The sequence below is a fragment of the Clostridium sp. AT4 genome, from assembly GCF_001517625.2.
In the GTDB taxonomy this organism is placed as follows: Bacteria; Bacillota; Clostridia; order Lachnospirales; family Lachnospiraceae; genus Enterocloster.
In genome coordinates, this window is record NZ_LN999828.1 from 1,868,461 (window position 1) to 1,887,258 (window position 18,798).

Below are 18,798 nucleotides of genomic sequence, written 5' to 3' on the forward strand. Positions count from 1 at the left end.
CTGTTCCTCCATATATTAAAAATAGCAATATTCCGTTTCCATCAGCACTTTCCTGATCAGCGCTTCTTTACTTAAATTCGGGTACTTCTCAACTAGCGCACAAAACTCTTTGTACTGGCCATCTGCACATTTCGTTTCAAAGAAGGTCCACAGCTTTTCTTTTCTCTCCTCTTCTGTTTCTTCTTTATTTCTGATGCAGTGTATTAAATATCTAAGGTAGGATTCTGCATATCCGATCCCATACCCTTCCTGATGCCAATAAGCATACTGCTCGTCCCATGAGCTGCGGTCGTATTTATCCTCAAACATCGCCTTCCACCGCCTTCCATTCCTTTTCGTATTCTTCCAGCTGTTTGGCCTCACGCAGCATCTGCAGGGCCATGAGCGTAATCATTTTTCGAAATGCTTCCGAACCGTCCCCACCAAACTGGTGCATCAGCTCGTGCATATACACTGCCACTGCTTCCGAAAACCGATCCTGTGCGAATAGTTCCACACGAAGCTGAATCGTCCTTATCTCTTGGCGAACTTTTAGTCCAAAAGAATTTTTCTCTCCTCCTGTCATATCAACCGAAAAAGCGGAACCGGCATTTACCGTTCGGTTGGTAATGATTCTGCAGTGTGGGAATTGGTTGTAGCAGACATATCCCTTAAAAACAGTTGCGGCAATCCGTTCCAGGATATCCAGATATCTTTGCTCCTTGAGATTCGCTTCACGAAGCTGCTCATAACCTCCATGCTCCCTGCACAGACTGTCCAGTGAATCAATGCTCAATGTTTCAAAATCGCTAAACACAATCCTTCGGTTTCCGAATTCCACGCTTTTTCCAAACCACGCTAAAGCAAGTTTCCTCCGGTTTCCATACTCTTCATCCGGAAAGTCGGCAACCAGGCGGCTTCCATACTCTTTCCGGAATCTTTCCACTTCCTTACTGTCCTCCGCCACACGACGAATCAGATGGCTGACGGTTTCCTCCCAATCGTAATCCCAACGACCGGCTTTTGCGGATCGGCTCCATACCCGTTCAAGCACACGAAGGATTCTTCCTGCCGCTTTCGGTGATATCTGGTCAAATACCTCTTTCGAGCAGCGTTTAATATCGTTTTCGTAAAAATGATCCCGTTCCCTTCCTTCTTTTTCGGGACGGTAGGTATGGTTGCACACGATCAGCGGCACGCCCAGGGAAATCCGGTTCAGTCCTCCTGCATACAATGCACCTCTTTCCTCAAATCGGCTTCCTTTGCTCGGAAGATAAACAGCACAGAAGTCTGTTTCAGCGATTGATTCCAAAAAGTTTGGATTTTCTCTGTAAAAGTAATCCTCCACAGCCTTTTCACAAAGATCTGCATCCTGTCTGGATACATTCTTCAGTGTAAGCACAGATCCAGCGAGAAACTCCCGTTCCTCGGTTTCGTAAGCCAGAACCTTCACTTCCGTACCGTCGATCCTGTCCGCTGCTTCCGTCACATGCATTTTCCATTCCCTTGATTCCATTGTGATATCCCAGCCATAATCCCGGTAGGCAATCAGGGAAGCGATTTTAAAACCTTCGCCGAATCTTCCCACCTGCATGGGAGTGGGAGTACTTCGTTTGCTCGACGCTCCTATACAGGTAAGCCAGTCCATGGAAAAATCCCTGTTAGTCTGCATCCTGAGCGATTTTGTTTCTTCATTGTATGCATAGGAAAAATCCTTCCCGAACCGATCCGGTCCAACGGCGTCATAAAAATTCTGAACATAATCCCGCATGACCGCGAAAACTGTCCATTTAACCGGATAAGACATGACCAGATTCAGCTTTTCAATCTGTTGCATCCGCAGCCTCCTTCCATCGTTTTTCTGCTTTCTTTAACTCCTTCCGGTTTTCATACATCCAACTGCCGAGATAGGTCAAGAGTACGGTCATCCGCTCACTCCGGTCCGTCCCGAATGCCCGGAACCGGCCCTTGCAGTATTTTATAAATGTCTCTGGAAAGCAGTCCTCGCTATAATCTTCCGGCTTAAGGAGGATATTTTCCACTCTGTATTTCCTGGAAATCCTTCCTCGTTTTCTCTTCTGACCATATTCTCTGCTGCAAAACTCCATAGGATTTCTGCTGTCATCGTTGCCTATCACAATTTTGGGCGGCATCTCATCCTGCCCCAGATTTGCCTGCACAACGGTTTCATAGGCTGCTTCCAATATGGCATCCATTCTTTCCTGTTTTGCATCCGGAACGGAAAAGACCGTTTGTTCCACATGTTCCCTGTAAGTTTCCAGAAGCGATGGCACACCCAGAAGGCGGAAGATCGGATTTACCAGTTGCTCCTTCTTTCCGGAACTCCGATGCCATTCCTTTGCCTGTCTGATTTTACGGTTTTGAGCCGGGTCGGATCCGGTTCTCTCCATATACAGCAACGCAGGATAATCTTTGACGAACCGTTCCCGTATCCCATCATCCATTGCCATGTTTCTCACAAGCTGGCAAACCACATAGTACCAGGTATTCAGATCCAAGGGCCACCGTGATGTCATAACCGGCATTTCCGCCCAATGATTTTTCATGTGCCGGAGCATTTCGTAGGAATCTGTCGGTGTCATGGTGCAGGCTACTTTATAGATCAGAGAAGGAATCTCAAACCCGTACATCGTGTTCCGATCCCGTTTTTCGGAATCATATTTCTGCGTTTTGGCAAGAACCACCAACCGGAACGGCAGGGTTCCTCTGGCAAGGTAACGGTAGTACAAAAGCCCATAGTCCTTCTCCCACCATGCCGAAGGAATCCTCATCTCAGACCGCTCGTACACTGCATAATCTTCCGTATCCGCCAGGCAGCGGCCAAACAGCGGATTTCCCTGATAAAAAAATTCCAATAGCCCTTCCTGGATTATTCTTTCACGGCTTTTATCGATACCGGTTACTACCAGACAGGTCTCGCCGTCATCCTCCCGTTCTTCCACCTGATACCCCAACATCCTGGTGTTCTGACCATCTATTTTCTTCGTATAAACCTGAGGCCGCAGTTTCCAGTTCTGGGATTCCATTATAAAATCACATCCCATCCGTACAAGGCATAAGGCGCACAGCTTGAATCCCTCTCCGTAGTTTCCAACATACCCTTCCTGTCCGGTCTTAGTACTTCCTCCGAAATAAGTCAGCCATTCATAGGAAAAGGGATGGTTCTTCGTTTTCATGGTAAGCGTGATGTTACCTGTTTTATCAACAGTATGATTGTAATCAAACTCCTTATGAAAATTTTCGTATCCGATGCTGTCGTAAAAGTTCTGGATCAAATCCCGCAGAATCCGCCAGAATTCCCAGTTTACCGGATAATCCATGACCAGATCAAGCGGGACAAGATACCGATTTCTTTTATCCATATCGTCCCTCCTTTCCATCCTTTCATTTTATCAACGGTTTTATTAAAAGTCATGCAACCGGCAGATGCAGAACATAAAAAATCCGTTGCCGCAATACTTCTTTTCTACTCTTGTAAAATGAAGTAAGCACGACAACGGATTTGAAATCACTGATATTGTCAATATTGGTTTACACTTTTTTCTCAAGAATGTTCGACCTTATGCTGCCTCCTGTAGCGAAGCATAGTATTGTTGTCGCTTAACCATTGGAGGTAGTCCACCATTAGCAGAGCAGATCCTCCGATTATTCCAGTAGCTGATGAAGTATCTCCAGATGAGCGTCTTTAACTGCTCTACGGTCATTGAGGTAGGATCGTAACGACCATAAAGTAATTCCTCTTTGAAGCGTGCCCACATGCTTTCGCATCTGGCATTATCATGGCATCTGCCACCGGCACTGTTCATGCTTTGAACAATGCCATATCTGTTGATAGCTTTACGATATAGCTCACTGGTATACTGGGTTCCCCTGTCACTGTGAAGAATAGCTCCACGGAGCATCGGGTAAGCTTTGCAAGCATTCTCTAAGGTTTGTTCGCATCGGGTAGCTCTCATATTTGTATCCATAGCAAGTCCCAATACTGCTAAATCATAGCAGTCAAAGATAGCTGAAACATAGAGCTTCCCGTCAGAAGCCTTTATTTCAGTCATATCGGTCATGCACTTTTCAAGGGGCTTTTCAGCAGCGAAGTCACGCTTGATTAAATCGTCGGATTTACTGGCTTCTCTATCAGCTTTGGTAATACCATTCGGCTTACGTTTTGGTTTATGATTAAGACCAATTTCTGCCATGACACGATAAACAGTTCTCTCACCGGGAATATGTACTCCCTCAGGCTGTTTGAGCTGTAAGGCCTGATACATACGGATTCTTCCATAAGTGTCATTGCATTCATCTTCGCTGCAAATATCAAGCATTGCATCTGCCAGTGCCTGATATTTCCAAGGGGTATCTTTTGCTTTTAGGAATTTGTTGAATGCCTGCCTTGAAACATGAAGCACTTTGCAATAAAAAGAAATTTTACCCTTAATCCGGCCGTCATCCGTTTTGATTGCAATAAACATTAATCTCTGTTTTTTGCTGACTTCCGACGGCTGGCTGCGAAAAAAGCACTTGCTTGCTCAAGGAATTCGTTTTCTTCTTTTAAGCGACGAATTTCCTTATCCTGCTCTTTTACACGCTTTCTGAGTTCAATAAGCTCATCGTTGAGGGATAAAGCATTCTTGGGCGTATGAACTGCTTCATTTGCACTGAGACGCCCCTCTTTGAAGGCTTTTATCCAAGTGTACATAGTACCCTTTGGAATCCCTAATTCCTGAGCAGCTTTATGACCGCCGATTTCCTGGGCAAGCTTTACCGCCTGTGCTTTAAATTCATTGTCATAAGATTTTTGATTCTGTGCCATAGGTTTTTCTCCCGTTCTCGTATTGATTATGATTATATATCAAAATCCTTGAGAATAGGGTGTCAACTTTTATGATACAACACCAATATACAGAAAAATCCCCGTCATGGACGAGGATACTTTTCATACTTCTCTTCAAATGCGGCCTGAAACCATGCCATTGCCGCCGTCCGGAACCCATAAGTTCCAGATAATGGCTTTCGCGGACGGAAAAAACGAACATCTTCGTTAAAATGTATTTTCTGCAATCCAATGCTCTGAACATTAACGTATACAGGATAACAACGCAAATAACGGAAAACCTTCACATTTAACCTTAACTGCTTTTAGCAACGAATCGTCCGCCCGTCTGGAAAAAGATCAGTCGATCTTGATTTCCATGGTCATCGTTGTGTTTACCAGATCCAGCGCCGTCTGAGCTTTTGCCAGTTCGTCGGATACTCTTTGATAATCAGCTTTTGCAGCTTCAATATCGTAATTGGCATACCGGTAATCAATAATCTGGCTTCCTAAACCGGACACCTTCGCCCGTTCTTTCGGGAGACAGCTGCTCATCATAGCCAGTTTTTGTTTTCTTCTGCTCAGCTGCGGGATATAAACCAAAAGCTGATCGATGGTCATATCGAATCCCGGCACTTCCGTAGTAGAGTTGAAACAATTCAGCGCATGTTTAACCGTACGAATTTTTGCCTGCAGTTCCTTCAGCTTCCTCTGAGTGTCCGCATAATCGTATGCCGGCCGTACGGTTTCGACGTCCTCGCCCAACGCTGCATTAAATTCACGACGTTTTACTTCCTGATCTTCCAGGTTTTCCACTTCCTCGTTCAGTTTTCGAAGCAGCTTTGCCGCCTCTGCCGATGAATATTTCATGACTTCCAGCCTCCTTTTTTCGTGTCTTATGTTTTTATTTTACAACATTTATACTGCTACTTCTATGAACCTGTAGTTCAATCTTAATATATCTTTATTTTACCAGTAATTCAGCTGAAAGTCACGCAACCAGCAGGTGCAAAAAGAACTTTCCACGCATCAACTGCTCTCGAATCACTTGTGTGCCTCTTATTTATAAAAAAATGCTTACCGCTACCTGAAGTCATATACAATCCATCTGTTTTAATTATGAAAATCTTTTTGTGTTTATTGGTAAAAAACAGGAGACCTGTTCGGCAGTCTCCTGCCAAACGGTCCCTCGTTAAAGGATCGACGCATTCTGCTATTTCAGCTTCAATCCGTCCCGGAACGCCCTGCCTACCCGTTCTCCAAGAATCCTGTACTCATGATGTACCGGATCAAAGGTAATGGGCTGCAGTCTGTCCGGATCTATCTTTCCATCTTTATCCAGGACACTCTCGTCCGCACTGACATTGATGATCTCCCCTACCAGCCGGCAGCTTTCCGGATCGTAACTTACCAGTCTGCATTCCAGCGCCATGCGAAGCTCCTTGATGATCGGAGCGTCCACGAACTCTGATTTTTCTGCATGAAAGCCTACTTTTTCAAACTTGTCCGGCACATCGTTTCCGGACACGATGCCAACGTAGTCGCATTCCTTCACATAGGAAGACTCTGCCATACTGACGGTAAACGCTTTTCTGGCCAGGATATTCTCTGTGGTTTTATGATCCGCACTGACACAGATGGAAATCTGCGTGTCGTCACTGATGCCGCCCCAGGCTGCATTCATCACATCCGGCGTGCCATCCTCCCCGTAGGTTGCGATCATCAGCACCGGCTGCGGGTAAGTCCATGGTTTTGCTCCAAAATTCTTTCTCATTGTAAAATGTCCTCCTATTATAAAATCTCAGTCTGCTCCTTCAAAGCACGCTCATAATACCCAAGTGTCTCACCGTCAAAACACACCATCCGCACTTCCATGTCCGGATGGGCTTCCAGAAACTTAAGAATCGTCCTTGCGGAAATTTCAGAAGCCTTTTCCAAGGGGAAGCGGTAGATCCCAGTGCTGATGGAAGGAAATGCCACGCTCCGGCATCCGTTCTCCGCCGCAAGCCTCAGGCAGTTTTCGTAGCAGCTCTGCAAAAGCTGTTCCTCGCCCATGATACCGCCCCTCCAAATCGGTCCAGGCGTATGGATCACATATTTCGCCGGAAGTCGGTACCCCTTTGTGATTTTCGCCTGTCCTGTCTCGCAGCCGTGGAGTGTCCGGCACTCAGCCAGAAGTTCCGGCCCTGCAGCCCGATGAATGGCGCCGTCCACGCCGCCTCCTCCCAGAAGACTGGTGTTGGCGGCGTTCACAATGGCATCCACTGATTCTTTTGTAATGTCTCCCAAAATAATTGTAAGCATTTGATCACCTTCTTATTATAGATTGTTTTCAATTCTTCCGTTTTCTGTCAGTATATCACATTTTAATAGGAAAGAATACTCTCAGCTGCGGAGCACAGCAAGCACAGCTAAATTGTCTTTCAAATACTTCCGTTTTCAAAAGTTGAAAATTTTTTATTTTTCGAAAGTGACTATATGATTGCAAAAAGCGCTCCCTGTTTCCGATACAATGGGAATTGCAAAATCGCAATTTTACCCTTTTGTTTCCGGTATAATGGGAATTGGGTTTTTTCGATTTCGACCTCTTGTTTCCTTTGCAATAGGAAAATATTTTGCAATTTTACACCCTTGTTTCCGGTACAATGGGAAATTCTTCAAAAATGTCAATTTTCGTCCTTTTCCCATTTCAAACGGAAACAAGACGCATTTTTTGAAAAAATCGCAGTTCCATTTCAAAAGGAAACAGGCGTTTTCCGGATTTTTGGCTTTTCCTATTAGAAAAGAAACAAGCGGCTGTTTGAAAACACTTTTCCCATTTTTCGTACCTGCTGCGGCACAATATATTTTTGCTGCAGAAAAGAGAAAAAACCACAGCCAGTCAGGGTTTTCCGACTGTCCGTGGTCTTTTCCGGTTTGCTATGACATGTGTATTTTTGCTCTTTATTTCCGATATAATGGGAATTACGATTCGAAGTTTTTTGCCGTATTGTTTCCGATTGAAATAGGAAAATTCTTCTTAAAACTGCTATTTTTCAAATCTCCTGTTTCCGAAAAATGTCCCTGTTTCCGATTGAAATGGGAATTAACAAATCCCCCAAACGAACCTCAAACCTCATCAATGGCATGACCGATATCATTTCTCATATATTTATTCCCAAATTCCACCCACTCGGTTGCCTTGTAAGCATTGGCACGGGCCTCTTTGAGATCGCCTCCTGTGGCTGTGACGCCCAGCACCCGGCCGCCGTTTGTGACGATCTGGCCCTGATCGTTTAATTTTGTGCCTGCATGGAATACAAAATATCCGTCTGCATCCTTAAAACGCTCCAGGCCGGAAATAGGATAGCCCTTTTCATAGTGCTCCGGATATCCGTCCGATGCCAGGACTACGCATACGGCTGCATTGTCCTCAAATTCCAGTTCCACCTGATCCAGAGTGCCGTCAATGCAGGCTTCAAAAAGATCTGCCAGATCGTTTTTCATCCTTGGGAGCACCACCTGGGTCTCCGGATCACCGAAGCGGGCGTTGTACTCCAGCACCTTGGGGCCATCTTCAGTGAGCATCAGACCAAAGAAAATGATCCCCTTAAATTCTCTGCCCTCCGCTCTCATGGCATCCACCGTAGGCTGATAGATCTTTTCCCTGCAGAATGCATCTACCTCGGAGGTATAGAAGGGACTTGGGGAAAATGTGCCCATTCCGCCTGTATTTAATCCCTGATCCCCATCCTTTGCCCGCTTGTGATCCTGAGCAGAAGTCATGATTTTGATGGTCTTTCCATCCACAAAGGATAAGACGGAAACCTCCCGTCCGGTCATAAATTCCTCGATTACGATCTCGTCTCCGGCAGAGCCAAACTGCTTATCCAGCATCAGGGTGCGTACCCCTTCCTTTGCTTCTTCCAGATTACTGCAGATTAAAACGCCTTTTCCCAGAGCCAGGCCGTCTGCCTTTAATACGATGGGCATTCTGGCAGTTTCCAGGTATTTGATGGCCTCCTCCGGGTCTGTGAAGGTTTCGTAAGCCGCTGTGGGTATATTGTATTTTTTCATCAGATCCTTTGAAAATGCCTTGGAACCCTCCAGAATCGCTGCATTTGCTCTGGGGCCGAAGGCACGCAGTCCTGCCGCCTCAAAGGCATCTACGGCTCCTGCTGCCAGAGGATCATCCGGCGCTACTACGGTTAAGTCAATCCCATGCTCCTTTGCAAAGGCCACCTGCCGGTCAAATTCCATCACGCCGATATTGACGCATTCTGCAATCTCTGCGATTCCCGCATTTCCGGGAGCACAGTAAATTTTTTCTACTCTGGGGCTTTTTGAAAGCTTCCATGCAATGGCATGCTCTCTTCCGCCGCCTCCTATGATCAGAATCTTCATATCAACTCTTCCTCTCCTATACTTCCCCATGGGCGATCATCTGGATTGCTTTTGGAAGAATAATCCATTCTGCCTGCTCCATGACCCGTCTCTGCAGGATTTCAGGGGTATCTCCCTTTTCCACCTCTACTGCCTTCTGCAGAATGATCGGCCCCGTATCCATACCGCCGTCCACATAATGTACCGTTGCACCTGTGACCTTTACGCCTCTTCTCAGCGCTTCCTCATGAACCTTCAGTCCATAATAGCCTACACCGCAGAAGGATGGGATCAGGGACGGATGGATATTGATGATCCTTCCCTCATATTTTTTCACCATAGCCTCAGGAATTTTTACCAAAAAGCCCGCCAGCACGATAAGATCCAGCTTATATTTATCTACTTTTTCAAGAAAGGCCCTGTTAAAGGCTTCCCTGCTCTCAAACTCCTTCGGAGATATACATACAGCCTCAATGCCGTGCGTTCTGGCCCGCTCTAAGGCATAAGCGCCGGGATTGTTGCTGATCACTACACTGATTTCCGTGTCTGTGATCTTCCCGCTGTCAACGGCGTCCAGAATTGCCTGCAGATTAGTGCCTCCGCCGGATACCATTATCCCTGTTCTTAACATAAGGCCACTCCCTTTTCGCCCTCTTCAATGGAGCCGATCACATAAGGAGTATCTCCGGCCGCCCGGATGGCCTCCATAGCCTTCTCTGCATCTGCCGGGTCAACTGCCACGATCATACCGATTCCCATATTGAAGGTGTTGTACATCATTTCTTCCGCAATATTTCCCTTTTCCTGTAAAAGCTTAAAGATTGCCGGAACCTCATAGCTGTCCTTTTTAATCACTGCACGGACGCCGTCCTTTAACATACGGGGCACATTTTCATAAAAACCGCCTCCGGTAATGTGGCTGCAGGCCTTTACGGCCACTCCGGCCTTTTTAATACTCTTTAATGCTTTTACATAGATACGGGTAGGCGCCAAAAGGGCTTCTCCAAGAGTCTTTCCCAGGCAGTCATAATAGGTATTTAATCCTTCTGCGGTCATCTCCTGCTCAAATACCTTGCGCACCAGTGAAAAACCATTAGAATGTACGCCGGTGGATGCCATACCGATGAGCACGTCTCCTGCCTTTAAGCTCTCTCCTGTGATCATTTCCTTCCGGTCGCAGACACCGACTGCAAAGCCTGCCAGATCGTAATCATCCTCAGGCATCAGTCCCGGATGCTCTGCCGTCTCGCCTCCAATCAAGGCAGCCTCAGACTGTAAGCACCCTTCAGCCACTCCCTTTACGATGTCGGCAATCTTTTCAGGATAATTCTTTCCGCAGGCAATGTAATCCAGGAAAAATAAAGGCTCGCCTCCGGCGCAGGCAATATCGTTTACGCACATGGCCACCGCATCAATACCGATGGTGTTATGCTTATCCATGATGATCGCCAGCTTCACCTTGGTACCGCATCCGTCTGTACCGGATAAAAGCACTGGATCCTCCATGTCCTTAATCTTTGACAGGGAAAACGCCCCTGAAAATCCGCCCAGACCGCCTAATACCTCCGGCCGCATGGTTTTCTTTACGTGCTCTTTCATCAGCTCTACGGACTTGTAACCCGCCTCTATATCTACTCCGGCTTTCTTATAATCCATCATCATCTCATCCTCTCCTTTACATCTGTGCAAGGTATTCTTTATAACCCAGTTTTTCCAGCTTTTCCGCCTTTTTTACCACATCATTTTTAAGGCCCTCGGAATACAATTTAAGCTTTTCAAGAAGCCCTGAATCAGAAGCAGCAAGGATCTTTGCCGCAAGGATGCCTGCATTGGCTCCTCCGTTGATGGCTACAGTGGCAACGGGAATGCCGCTTGGCATCTGTACGATGGAATAAAGGGAATCTACGCCGCCCAGGTCTGAGGTCTTCATAGGAATACCGATCACGGGAAGGGGGAATACAGCTGCACACATACCCGGCAGATGGGCTGCCTTTCCAGCTCCTGCGATAATTACCTTAAAGCCCTTTTCCTCGGCGCTCTTTGCCCACTGAAAGAAGATATCCGGCTCTCTGTGGGCAGAGATAATCGTCATCTCATAATCAATTCCCAGCTGATCCAGGATCTCCGCTGCCTTTGCCATAACCGGCATATCTGAGTCGCTGCCCATTACAATTCCTACTTTTGCCATGTTTCAATCTCCTTTTCTAATAATAAATATTAGCTTTTCTAATAAGTATCTTTTTATATCTTAATGTTACTTATAATTATAATACTAAGAAACTCTGGCAACGTCAATACTATTCTTTTAAAAAAGAAGCTTAAAAAAGGGCGCATTACAGCGCCCGGTTTAATTCCTCTGTTCCAGGCAGCACAAACTGGCCGGCCTGAATCAGCAGAATTTCACTTCCGTCTGCCTTTACAGCCGTGATATCCCCCAGTTCATTATAAGGAATGGTAATATCTGTATGACAGCTGAAATAGGCTCTGGACATATCTTCTTTTCTTAAAAGGGAAATCTCATTGTCCCTGGCAATCACTTCTTTTCCGTCAGGATTGTACATGGGTGAATCCTCGGCAAAGCTGTAGCAGGTATCTCCCACTGCAAAGTGAGGCCCTGTCTTTTCTGCGATCAGGATAGGAAGCTTGCTACCGATGTTGTATTTTTTTGCCATGGCATAAGCTGCGGTGTTGGTTCCAATAGCGAACTCGCCTAAGGGAAGCCAGCTGTGACCGTTTAAGATTACCTGCTTTACCAGTTCTTTTCCTGAATCGAAATTTCCGCAGGAAAACTCCGTCACCCTTCCATCCTCAAACTCCAGACGAAGATCCTTAAAGAGATACTCCCTCACATAGACCTCCTTCACATGAAGCAGGCCCTTTGTTCCCTCTAATACCGGAGAAGTAAAGACTTCCCCCAGAGGAATATTTACATCGGAAACACAGTTTTCAAAGTTTGTTTCCCTGGAAGGGTCATTTAAAGTGTGCAGATGAACAGTCAGATCGGTTTCATTACCCTCCCGTCCTGTGATCCGCACATACTCCGCCTGATCCAATGCATCAATAAGCGTCTGCTGGATTTTCTGGTAGGTATCGTAATCCAAAGTATTGATCCGGATAGTTTCCTTAAAAATCTCCTCAAAATCAGGCCCGATCTCCGGTCTTGGAAATGCGATGATGGTAAAACTGGTCTCATCTCCGGGCATATACTGGTTCACGATCTGCCTGGATGCAGTGGCATAGGAAAGAGTCAGCTCCTGCTGGTGATCATTTAAAGAAAACGCAGTCTTCTTATTTACCGGCTCAAATTCCTCTTCCCCAAAGGTTTCCACCACAGCCGGACCGGCACACATAGCTGCCAGGTCTTTATATTCCTCATAAGCGGTTTTTAAAATAGACAGCTTGCGCTCCTTAAAAGCATTTCCCATATACAGGGCGCTGTCATAGCGGTGGTCATAATCATACTGGCGGTTGGCAGACGTACCGTAATATCCCCTTTTGCCGTTTGAACGGCGGTTTAAGGACTCCACTGCGGCACGATAGCAGACCGGTTCCAGCCCCAGGCTGCGAAACTGCTCCACTGCACGGCGGATCATGCGCTCAAATCCCAGCTGGTATTCCACTACCACTGTCTTTTTCTTTGAAAGATCCCTGCCCATTACCTCAAAGCCGCGGCGGTAGCCTTCTGTATAGGTATGGGCCATTTTTTCAATGGTTTCCTCCGGCAGCGAAGCCATAAACGCTGCCAGCCTACGCTCTGAATCAGAAACATACTCTCCGTACTGATACAGATAGCGCAGATCTGTCAGGTCTGAATCCATAATGATATCTGCTGCAAAGCTTAAAGCAGGATCCAGCCCTTCTCTGATCCGCCATGGCAGATGCAGATCTACATAATCGCTCACATACCAGTACAGCGCATCCCGTACCGCCTGCTCCCTGGGAGTCTCATTTTCCTCCTCCCATGCCTGGGTAAAAAGGTTATAAACCTCTAAAAAGGTCTCGCACAAAATCGCAATATATTCCAGGCGCATTTCAAAGGCATACACAATGCAGCCCCTGAGTTCTGTATAAAGAAAGGATAAAAGAGGGCCAAATTCCTTCCCCAGACAGTCTGCCGCATAATCAGGATTGGCAAAGCTCTCCCCATAATTTTCAGGGAGAATATCCTCATAAAGGCGGTGATTCCAGTCTGAAAGCTCCTCTAAGGAAAGCTTCTCCCAGCTCTCCGGCAGTTCTTTCTCCCCAATTCCCCTGGCAGTTAAAAGCTCACGGATCATGCCTAAGAATCCGGCGGTCCGTTTAAAATAAAGGCCGTATGGCAGACGAGCGTCCTCCTCCTTAATCGAACGGATACGATCCAGAGAAAGCTCCAGGCGTTCCCTTACGGCTTCATTTTCTTCCCGTAATAATATTCTGTAATCCATAGAAAACTCCTACTCTACCGTCCTGTAAATCCTATGATAAGAATCACAGCCCAGATAATAATAAGAATGCCCTCCAGGGCGATTCCGATCTTAGCCAGGATATAGTTGCAGTTATCCTCCGTAAATGAAAGGATACCATACCACAGGCCTGCCGCAGCAGCCACAATGCTGGAAAACCCGTAGGCTCCTGTATTTAATCCTCCCTGTCCGGCTCCCTTTAAGGAAAGATAAATGCTGAAAGTTCCCAGCCCCAGTGCCAGGATTCCCAGTCCCAGACAGAAGAAGCTCTGTCTTGCAAAGGGATTTCTCACATAGGATATTTTATTTCCCACCTGTCTCAACGCTTCCACCTCCTGTAATGGATGAGAACCCTCACATAATGAGCGATCCCATGAATATAAAAGCCAATACCGGCTCCCAGCGTATTCAGAAACATATCGTCCACATCAAAGCTTCCCACCCGCAGGATCAGCTGAAGGGTTTCTAACATCAGGCTCCATATAAAGCCGAACATCACTGTATTATACCACAGGCGGCTTCTTTTGCTGATAATGGGCAGAAAGAAACCAAAAGGGATAAAGGCTGCGATATTACCTACAATATTGATCATAAAAAGGCCGAAGCCGAGAACCTCATAATAACGGAAATAACGGCCGATTTCTTTAAAAAGCACCAGATTGTAGGCATATTCCCGATCCGTTTCCGTTCGTCCGAAGGATTCTGAAAAAAACATAAAGTAGGCCAGAAGGCAGAGATACAGTATAAACAGTACCCATCCTGCCTTCTGGCGCGGGGTGGTATGTCGGATCATCACAGCCCGCCTGTTAAAATTCAATCTCGGATTTGCGCTTTAAAAGCAGCGCACCGTTTACGATTGAAATAATTCCCACAGCCAGTCCTGTCACTGCAATGATGATACCCACAGCAATACAGCCGGCGCCGGTATTGCGCATGGTCTTATATACTCTTTCCATATTTTTACTGCCTTTCATGGTTTGTACAGCCAGGTTCCATTCTAAGCGAATGGTCACGCCTGCGCTCCATACTCTGCATAGTATGCGTCAATGGCTGCCTTTAATGTATCATTGATCACAATTTTTCCACCGCATTCCTTATTGTACAGGTATTCGGTCACATCTGCCATGGTAACAATGGCTGCTGTGGGGAAACCATAGAGATCCTTGATCTCGTCTAAAGCACTCTTTGTTCCCTTGCCACGTTCCATACGGTTTAAAGATACGATCAGACCCTTGATCTCCACATCGCCCTGAGCCTTTAAGATGGGGAAGGTCTCCTCGATAGACTTACCGGAGGTGGTTACATCCTCGATGATCATCACACGGTCTCCGTCCTTAATAGGACTTCCTAAAAGAATACCTGTATCGCCATGATCTTTTACCTCCTTACGGTTGGAGCAATAACGGATATCCTTTCCGTAAAGCTCACTGATCGCCATAGTGGTTGCCACGCTTAAGGGGATACCCTTATAAGCCGGTCCAAACAGCACGTCAAAATCCAGGCCAAAATTGTCATGGATGGCCTTTGCATAATATTCGCCCAGCTTACGCAGCTGTGTTCCTGTCACATATGCTCCTGCATTCATAAAAAACGGGGACTTACGTCCGCTCTTTAATGTAAAATCTCCAAACTTAAGTACATTGCTCTCTACCATAAATTCAATAAATTCCTGCTTATACTGTTCCATGTAATAAAACCTCCTTCATTTCTTCTACCTAATTTTACCATAGATTGCGGGCATTGTGAACTACCTATTGTCTGAAGCCAATGAACTTCCTGCTTCATAGACCTCGCTGCCTTACCCCACCGTCTAAAGCCAGTGGGATTGCGGCAGCCTCATTTCAACCTCCCAGCATAAATTTCTCTACGACCAGCCCCACCCCGTCCTCATTGTTTGAGGCAGTGATATAGTCCGCTGCATTGCGCACAGGAAGAACCGCATTTTCCATGGCCACTCCCAGACCGGCATACTGGATCATAGTCAGGTCATTATAGCCGTCTCCACAGGCGATCATCTCTTCCCGTTTCATGCCGATCCGCTCTAAAAGCCGCCCCAAAGACTGGGCCTTGTCAATTCCCTTTGGCATAACCTCCAGGAAAAATGGCTCTGAACGGTAGACGCTGAAATCCCGGCCCATGGCAGCCTTTACCCGCGGCTCCACCGTTACCAGATAATCTCCGTCATCCAGCATCAGAAACTTTGGAACCGGAAAGGACACATAGCCTTTCATGTCTTCTACCTGGCGCAGAGGCAGGTGATTGATATTAGATTCCTTGACAGCATAGGGACATTCCTTGTTGTTTGTGATGATCTCCTCCCCCTCATAGGTCAGGATATCCACTCCGTACTCCTCTGCCAGACCGATGATTTTCTCATTTGAATCCACGGGAAGCAGGGAGGAAAATACCACTTCCCCGGTGCCGCAGTTTGTGATCATACCGCCGTTATAGGATAAAATATAGCTTCCGTACGCTGCAAGCTCAAGCTCCTCTGCCAGCGGCTTGATCCCTGCTGTGGGCCGCCCGGAAGCCAGAACCACGATCTTTCCCATTTTCTGGGCTTCCATAAGAGCCTGTTTCGTTCTGGGAGTAATGATTTTATCCCTGTTTGTGAGGGTTCCGTCCAGATCCAGGACGATCATTTTATATTCCATTTTATAAATTCTCCTGATTTTTCATTTAAACTGCCGGTTGAAACCGCTGTATCCGTTTTATTTTACCAGATAACCATCTGTAAGAAAAGCCCGGATTCACCCTTGAGTTTCCGCTTTTTGCAGTGTGACCTGGGGTCTGGTGTGCAGGGCGACTTTGAAGGTCATTAGAAAACCTTAGAGGATTAAATTTTTTGTTAAAATCCATATCAAACCTGTTTGAGCGCAGCGAGTTTTTGATATGGCTTTTGTTTTTAGAAAAATTTCAGACTCTTAGGCTTTCTTATGACCGGAAACCGGAGCCCTGCACACCAGACCCCAGGGTGCAGTGCAAAATGCGAAAACTCAAACGGATTCACCCTAATGCAAAACATGCAATACAATAACAGTATAAAACCATATCCAAGGAGATTCCATTATGTATGCAACTCATACCCGAAAACTCTGGCCTCTTCTCACAGCCGGAATCCTTGCTGCGCTGTCCCTCTCTGGCTGCCAGTCCTCCCTCTCCCCAGACGGACAGACTGCCGTCACCCTCAGCGAAGTAGCCCACTCCATCTTCTACGCCCCCCAGTACGCTGCCATTGAACTGGGCTATTTTGAAGAGGAGGGCATTGATCTGACTCTTGTAAATGCCGGAGGCGCTGACAAGGTGATGACCTCCTTAATCTCCGGAGACGCCCAGATCGGTTTTATGGGTTCAGAAGCCAGCATCTATGTTTATCAGGAAGGTTCGGATGATCCTGCCGTCAACTTTGCCCAGCTGACCCAGAGAGCCGGGAATTTTCTGGTAGGAAGGCAGGCGGAGGAAGATTTTAAATGGCAGGATCTGAGGGGTAAAACGGTGCTGGGAGGAAGAGCCGGCGGTATGCCCCAGATGGTATTTGAATATATCTTAAAAAAGAACGGTCTTGATCCTGTTAATGACCTCACCATCGACCAGAGCATCAGCTTTGGCCTCACCGCGGCGGCATTTACCAGCAGTGCTGCGGATTATACCATCGAATTCGAACCTTTCGCCACAACCCTTGAAATGGAGGGAAGCGGTGCGGTGGTGGCGTCTCTCGGAACAGAATCCGGCTATGTACCCTATACGGCCTACAGCGCCAGAAAAAGCTATCTGAAGCAGCACCCGGAGGTAATCCAAAGCTTTACCAATGCCATCCAGAAAGGTCTGGACTATGTAAACAGCCATTCCTCTGAAGAAATTGCCAAGGTCATTTCCCCGCATTTTAAGGAAACGCCGGTGGATAAGCTGGCCCTGATTGTAGATCGCTACAAATCCCAGGATACCTGGAAGGAGGATACGGTCTTTGAAGAAAACAGCTTTACGCTGTTAAAACGTATTTTGGAGGAAGCAGGGGAATTAAAGGCAGAAGTCCCCTATAACGAACTTGTGACAATGGATTTCTCCAAAAAAGCAGCAAAAAATTCTCAATAACACCCTTGACAAATACTCTCTATTCATATATAATTCCCCTAATTATCACTGTATCACATTACTATGCTAAAGTTTTAGCATCATCCTTATGCTAAAGCCTTACAAAACCGCTAAAAGGGAGGATTATTATGAAAAAAACAGTTCAGATGTTAATCGTTCTGGCCTCTGCAGCCGCTCTGACCGCCATAAGCGGCTGCTCTGCCATAGGTTCTGCCCCCACTCTGCCATCAGAAACAATCCCTGATACCATATCCGCTTCCTCTGAAGCTGCCAAAGCCGCCTCTGAAGAAACCACCGGCAGCAATGGAGGAAGCCGCCTGAACGATATCCTGGCCCGCGGATATATTGAGGTAGCCATGGAGCCTTATTTTGCTCCCAATGAATTTATCGATCCTTCCAGACAAGGAGAGGAACAGTACGTTGGAGCCGACGTTGAGCTAGCCCGTTATATTGCCGACAAGCTGGGGGTAGAGTGCCGGATCGTTCCTCTGGAATTCTCCGCAGTCTTAACCGGCGTTACCGAAGGCAAATACGATCTGGCGATTTCGGCTCTTGCCTATACCCCGGCCCGCGCAGAGGCTATGGAAATGTCAAAAGGCTACCGTTTTGATGAGGATAACGCCAACAATTTTGGTCTGATGATTCGCAGCGGAGATCTGGACACGATCAAAAGCGCTGATGACCTGACCGATAAAATCGTAGTCTGCCAGAGCGGCTCCCTGCAGGAGTTCTTTGCTACAGAGCAGATTCCGGCCTGCAGGGAGCTGAAACGGGTATCTGCTACCACCGACGGTTTTTTAATGGTTCAGGAAGGAAAAGCAGATGCGGTTGTGACTGAAAAAAAGACAGCAGAGCTTTTTATCGCAGCCAACGCGGAAAGCAGTATGGTCATTGTTCCCGATTTTTCCTTCGTCGTTGACGAGAGCACTTCCGAAACGCGGATCGGAATCCCCAAAGGCGAAACAGCTCTTTTAAACAAGATCAATGAGATCATTGATGAGGTCACAGCCTCAGGCATATATGACGAATGGTATGAGAAATACACAGAATATGCAAAAACTCTGGGATTATGACATCCTGCTCCCTGCAGGGATA

Annotated in this window: 21 protein-coding genes; 3 read left to right on the forward strand and 18 right to left on the reverse strand. The window is 46.7% G+C overall.

The features are described 5' to 3' along the window. Positions 1 to 15: 15 nt before the first annotated feature. The 8 genes from BN3656_RS14990 to BN3656_RS15025 form a co-directional block, all read right to left on the reverse strand. On the reverse strand, positions 16 to 309 hold the full coding sequence (locus tag BN3656_RS14990; protein WP_066549804.1) for a hypothetical protein: 294 nt from the start codon (positions 307 to 309) through the stop codon (positions 16 to 18). After that, positions 302 to 1,816: a hypothetical protein gene (locus tag BN3656_RS14995; RefSeq protein WP_066549807.1), complete on the reverse strand. Its 1,515-nt coding sequence runs from the start codon at positions 1,814 to 1,816 to the stop codon at positions 302 to 304. Before BN3656_RS14995 ends, BN3656_RS14990 begins: the two co-directional genes overlap by 8 nt. Then, the gene (locus BN3656_RS15000) at positions 1,803 to 3,362 is read right to left on the reverse strand and encodes a hypothetical protein (RefSeq protein ID WP_066549810.1); all 1,560 of its coding nucleotides are present in this window, start codon (positions 3,360 to 3,362) and stop codon (positions 1,803 to 1,805) included. Before BN3656_RS15000 ends, BN3656_RS14995 begins: the two co-directional genes overlap by 14 nt. A gap of 198 nt (positions 3,363 to 3,560) precedes the next feature. Continuing rightward, positions 3,561 to 4,466, reverse strand: a complete 906-nt coding sequence (locus BN3656_RS15005; protein ID WP_066549815.1) for an IS3 family transposase — start codon at positions 4,464 to 4,466, stop codon at positions 3,561 to 3,563. Further along, complete coding sequence (locus tag BN3656_RS15010) at positions 4,466 to 4,807, reverse strand: transposase (RefSeq protein WP_066545712.1); 342 nt, start codon at positions 4,805 to 4,807, stop codon at positions 4,466 to 4,468. The genes BN3656_RS15005 and BN3656_RS15010 overlap by 1 nt, the downstream gene beginning before the upstream one ends. A gap of 360 nt (positions 4,808 to 5,167) precedes the next feature. Then, entirely contained in the window at positions 5,168 to 5,677 is a 510-nt protein-coding gene (locus BN3656_RS15015; RefSeq protein ID WP_066549818.1) for a hypothetical protein, read from the reverse strand. A gap of 343 nt (positions 5,678 to 6,020) precedes the next feature. After that, entirely contained in the window at positions 6,021 to 6,581 is a 561-nt protein-coding gene (locus BN3656_RS15020; protein WP_066549819.1) for a flavin reductase family protein, read from the reverse strand. Positions 6,582 to 6,598: 17 nt separating this feature from the next. After that, the gene (locus BN3656_RS15025; protein WP_066549820.1) at positions 6,599 to 7,111 is read right to left on the reverse strand and encodes an O-acetyl-ADP-ribose deacetylase; all 513 of its coding nucleotides are present in this window, start codon (positions 7,109 to 7,111) and stop codon (positions 6,599 to 6,601) included. A gap of 178 nt (positions 7,112 to 7,289) precedes the next feature. Between BN3656_RS15025 and BN3656_RS15030 the strand changes: the two genes are divergently transcribed. Next, positions 7,290 to 7,937 (forward strand): hypothetical protein, encoded by a 648-nt coding sequence (locus BN3656_RS15030; protein ID WP_066549822.1) that lies wholly within the window; start codon positions 7,290 to 7,292, stop codon positions 7,935 to 7,937. Here BN3656_RS15030 and purD read toward each other — a convergent pair. The 10 genes from purD to BN3656_RS15080 form a co-directional block, all read right to left on the reverse strand. Continuing rightward, entirely contained in the window at positions 7,916 to 9,190 is a 1,275-nt protein-coding gene (purD, locus tag BN3656_RS15035; RefSeq protein WP_066549824.1) for a phosphoribosylamine--glycine ligase, read from the reverse strand. The two genes, BN3656_RS15030 and purD, sit on opposite strands and share 22 nt — an antisense overlap. A gap of 16 nt (positions 9,191 to 9,206) precedes the next feature. Continuing rightward, positions 9,207 to 9,800 carry a phosphoribosylglycinamide formyltransferase gene (purN, locus tag BN3656_RS15040; RefSeq protein WP_066549827.1) on the reverse strand — a complete coding sequence of 198 codons (594 nt, stop codon included), beginning with the start codon at positions 9,798 to 9,800 and terminating at the stop codon, positions 9,207 to 9,209. Then, a complete protein-coding gene (gene purM / locus BN3656_RS15045) occupies positions 9,794 to 10,825 on the reverse strand; it encodes a phosphoribosylformylglycinamidine cyclo-ligase (RefSeq protein ID WP_066550953.1) in 1,032 nt (343 codons plus the stop codon). The genes purN and purM overlap by 7 nt, the downstream gene beginning before the upstream one ends. Before the next feature lie 19 nt (positions 10,826 to 10,844). Beyond that, positions 10,845 to 11,357 (reverse strand): 5-(carboxyamino)imidazole ribonucleotide mutase, encoded by a 513-nt coding sequence (purE, locus tag BN3656_RS15050; RefSeq protein WP_066549830.1) that lies wholly within the window; start codon positions 11,355 to 11,357, stop codon positions 10,845 to 10,847. A gap of 145 nt (positions 11,358 to 11,502) precedes the next feature. Continuing rightward, positions 11,503 to 13,593 carry an aminopeptidase gene (locus BN3656_RS15055; RefSeq protein ID WP_066549833.1) on the reverse strand — a complete coding sequence of 697 codons (2,091 nt, stop codon included), beginning with the start codon at positions 13,591 to 13,593 and terminating at the stop codon, positions 11,503 to 11,505. 14 nt (positions 13,594 to 13,607) lie between these two features. Then, positions 13,608 to 13,943 (reverse strand): DUF6142 family protein, encoded by a 336-nt coding sequence (locus BN3656_RS15060; protein ID WP_242963021.1) that lies wholly within the window; start codon positions 13,941 to 13,943, stop codon positions 13,608 to 13,610. Next, positions 13,931 to 14,404, reverse strand: coding sequence for a VanZ family protein (locus tag BN3656_RS15065; RefSeq protein ID WP_066549846.1), 474 nt, complete (start codon positions 14,402 to 14,404; stop codon positions 13,931 to 13,933). Before BN3656_RS15065 ends, BN3656_RS15060 begins: the two co-directional genes overlap by 13 nt. A gap of 13 nt (positions 14,405 to 14,417) precedes the next feature. Then, positions 14,418 to 14,567 carry a cytochrome C biosynthesis protein gene (locus BN3656_RS16750; RefSeq protein WP_066550955.1) on the reverse strand — a complete coding sequence of 50 codons (150 nt, stop codon included), beginning with the start codon at positions 14,565 to 14,567 and terminating at the stop codon, positions 14,418 to 14,420. A 53-nt stretch (positions 14,568 to 14,620) separates the two neighbouring features. Then, a complete protein-coding gene (gene pyrE / locus BN3656_RS15075; RefSeq protein ID WP_066549850.1) occupies positions 14,621 to 15,298 on the reverse strand; it encodes an orotate phosphoribosyltransferase in 678 nt (225 codons plus the stop codon). Positions 15,299 to 15,452: 154 nt separating this feature from the next. Further along, on the reverse strand, positions 15,453 to 16,265 hold the full coding sequence (locus BN3656_RS15080) for a Cof-type HAD-IIB family hydrolase (RefSeq protein WP_066549853.1): 813 nt from the start codon (positions 16,263 to 16,265) through the stop codon (positions 15,453 to 15,455). Between the two features lie 415 nt (positions 16,266 to 16,680). Between BN3656_RS15080 and BN3656_RS15085 the strand changes: the two genes are divergently transcribed. Both BN3656_RS15085 and BN3656_RS15090 read left to right on the forward strand, forming a co-directional pair. Beyond that, positions 16,681 to 17,703: an ABC transporter substrate-binding protein gene (locus BN3656_RS15085; RefSeq protein WP_066549856.1), complete on the forward strand. Its 1,023-nt coding sequence runs from the start codon at positions 16,681 to 16,683 to the stop codon at positions 17,701 to 17,703. A gap of 128 nt (positions 17,704 to 17,831) precedes the next feature. Beyond that, positions 17,832 to 18,776 carry a transporter substrate-binding domain-containing protein gene (locus tag BN3656_RS15090; RefSeq protein ID WP_066549858.1) on the forward strand — a complete coding sequence of 315 codons (945 nt, stop codon included), beginning with the start codon at positions 17,832 to 17,834 and terminating at the stop codon, positions 18,774 to 18,776. Positions 18,777 to 18,798: the final 22 nt, after the last annotated feature.

Coding starts and splice junctions, on each gene's coding strand:
- BN3656_RS14990 (WP_066549804.1), bottom strand. CDS start 309: ATGTTTGAGGATAAATACGACCGCAGCTCATGGGACGAGCAGTATGCT.
- BN3656_RS14995 (WP_066549807.1), bottom strand. CDS start 1,816: ATGCAACAGATTGAAAAGCTGAATCTGGTCATGTCTTATCCGGTTAAA.
- BN3656_RS15000 (WP_066549810.1), bottom strand. CDS start 3,362: ATGGATAAAAGAAATCGGTATCTTGTCCCGCTTGATCTGGTCATGGAT.
- BN3656_RS15005 (WP_066549815.1), bottom strand. CDS start 4,466: ATGTTTATTGCAATCAAAACGGATGACGGCCGGATTAAGGGTAAAATT.
- BN3656_RS15010 (WP_066545712.1), bottom strand. CDS start 4,807: ATGGCACAGAATCAAAAATCTTATGACAATGAATTTAAAGCACAGGCG.
- BN3656_RS15015 (WP_066549818.1), bottom strand. CDS start 5,677: ATGAAATATTCATCGGCAGAGGCGGCAAAGCTGCTTCGAAAACTGAAC.
- BN3656_RS15020 (WP_066549819.1), bottom strand. CDS start 6,581: ATGAGAAAGAATTTTGGAGCAAAACCATGGACTTACCCGCAGCCGGTG.
- BN3656_RS15025 (WP_066549820.1), bottom strand. CDS start 7,111: ATGCTTACAATTATTTTGGGAGACATTACAAAAGAATCAGTGGATGCC.
- purD (WP_066549824.1), bottom strand. CDS start 9,190: ATGAAGATTCTGATCATAGGAGGCGGCGGAAGAGAGCATGCCATTGCA.
- purN (WP_066549827.1), bottom strand. CDS start 9,800: ATGTTAAGAACAGGGATAATGGTATCCGGCGGAGGCACTAATCTGCAG.
- purM (WP_066550953.1), bottom strand. CDS start 10,825: ATGGATTATAAGAAAGCCGGAGTAGATATAGAGGCGGGTTACAAGTCC.
- purE (WP_066549830.1), bottom strand. CDS start 11,357: ATGGCAAAAGTAGGAATTGTAATGGGCAGCGACTCAGATATGCCGGTT.
- BN3656_RS15055 (WP_066549833.1), bottom strand. CDS start 13,593: ATGGATTACAGAATATTATTACGGGAAGAAAATGAAGCCGTAAGGGAA.
- BN3656_RS15065 (WP_066549846.1), bottom strand. CDS start 14,404: ATGATCCGACATACCACCCCGCGCCAGAAGGCAGGATGGGTACTGTTT.
- BN3656_RS16750 (WP_066550955.1), bottom strand. CDS start 14,567: ATGGAAAGAGTATATAAGACCATGCGCAATACCGGCGCCGGCTGTATT.
- pyrE (WP_066549850.1), bottom strand. CDS start 15,298: ATGGAACAGTATAAGCAGGAATTTATTGAATTTATGGTAGAGAGCAAT.
- BN3656_RS15080 (WP_066549853.1), bottom strand. CDS start 16,265: ATGGAATATAAAATGATCGTCCTGGATCTGGACGGAACCCTCACAAAC.
- BN3656_RS15085 (WP_066549856.1), top strand. CDS start 16,681: ATGTATGCAACTCATACCCGAAAACTCTGGCCTCTTCTCACAGCCGGA.
- BN3656_RS15090 (WP_066549858.1), top strand. CDS start 17,832: ATGAAAAAAACAGTTCAGATGTTAATCGTTCTGGCCTCTGCAGCCGCT.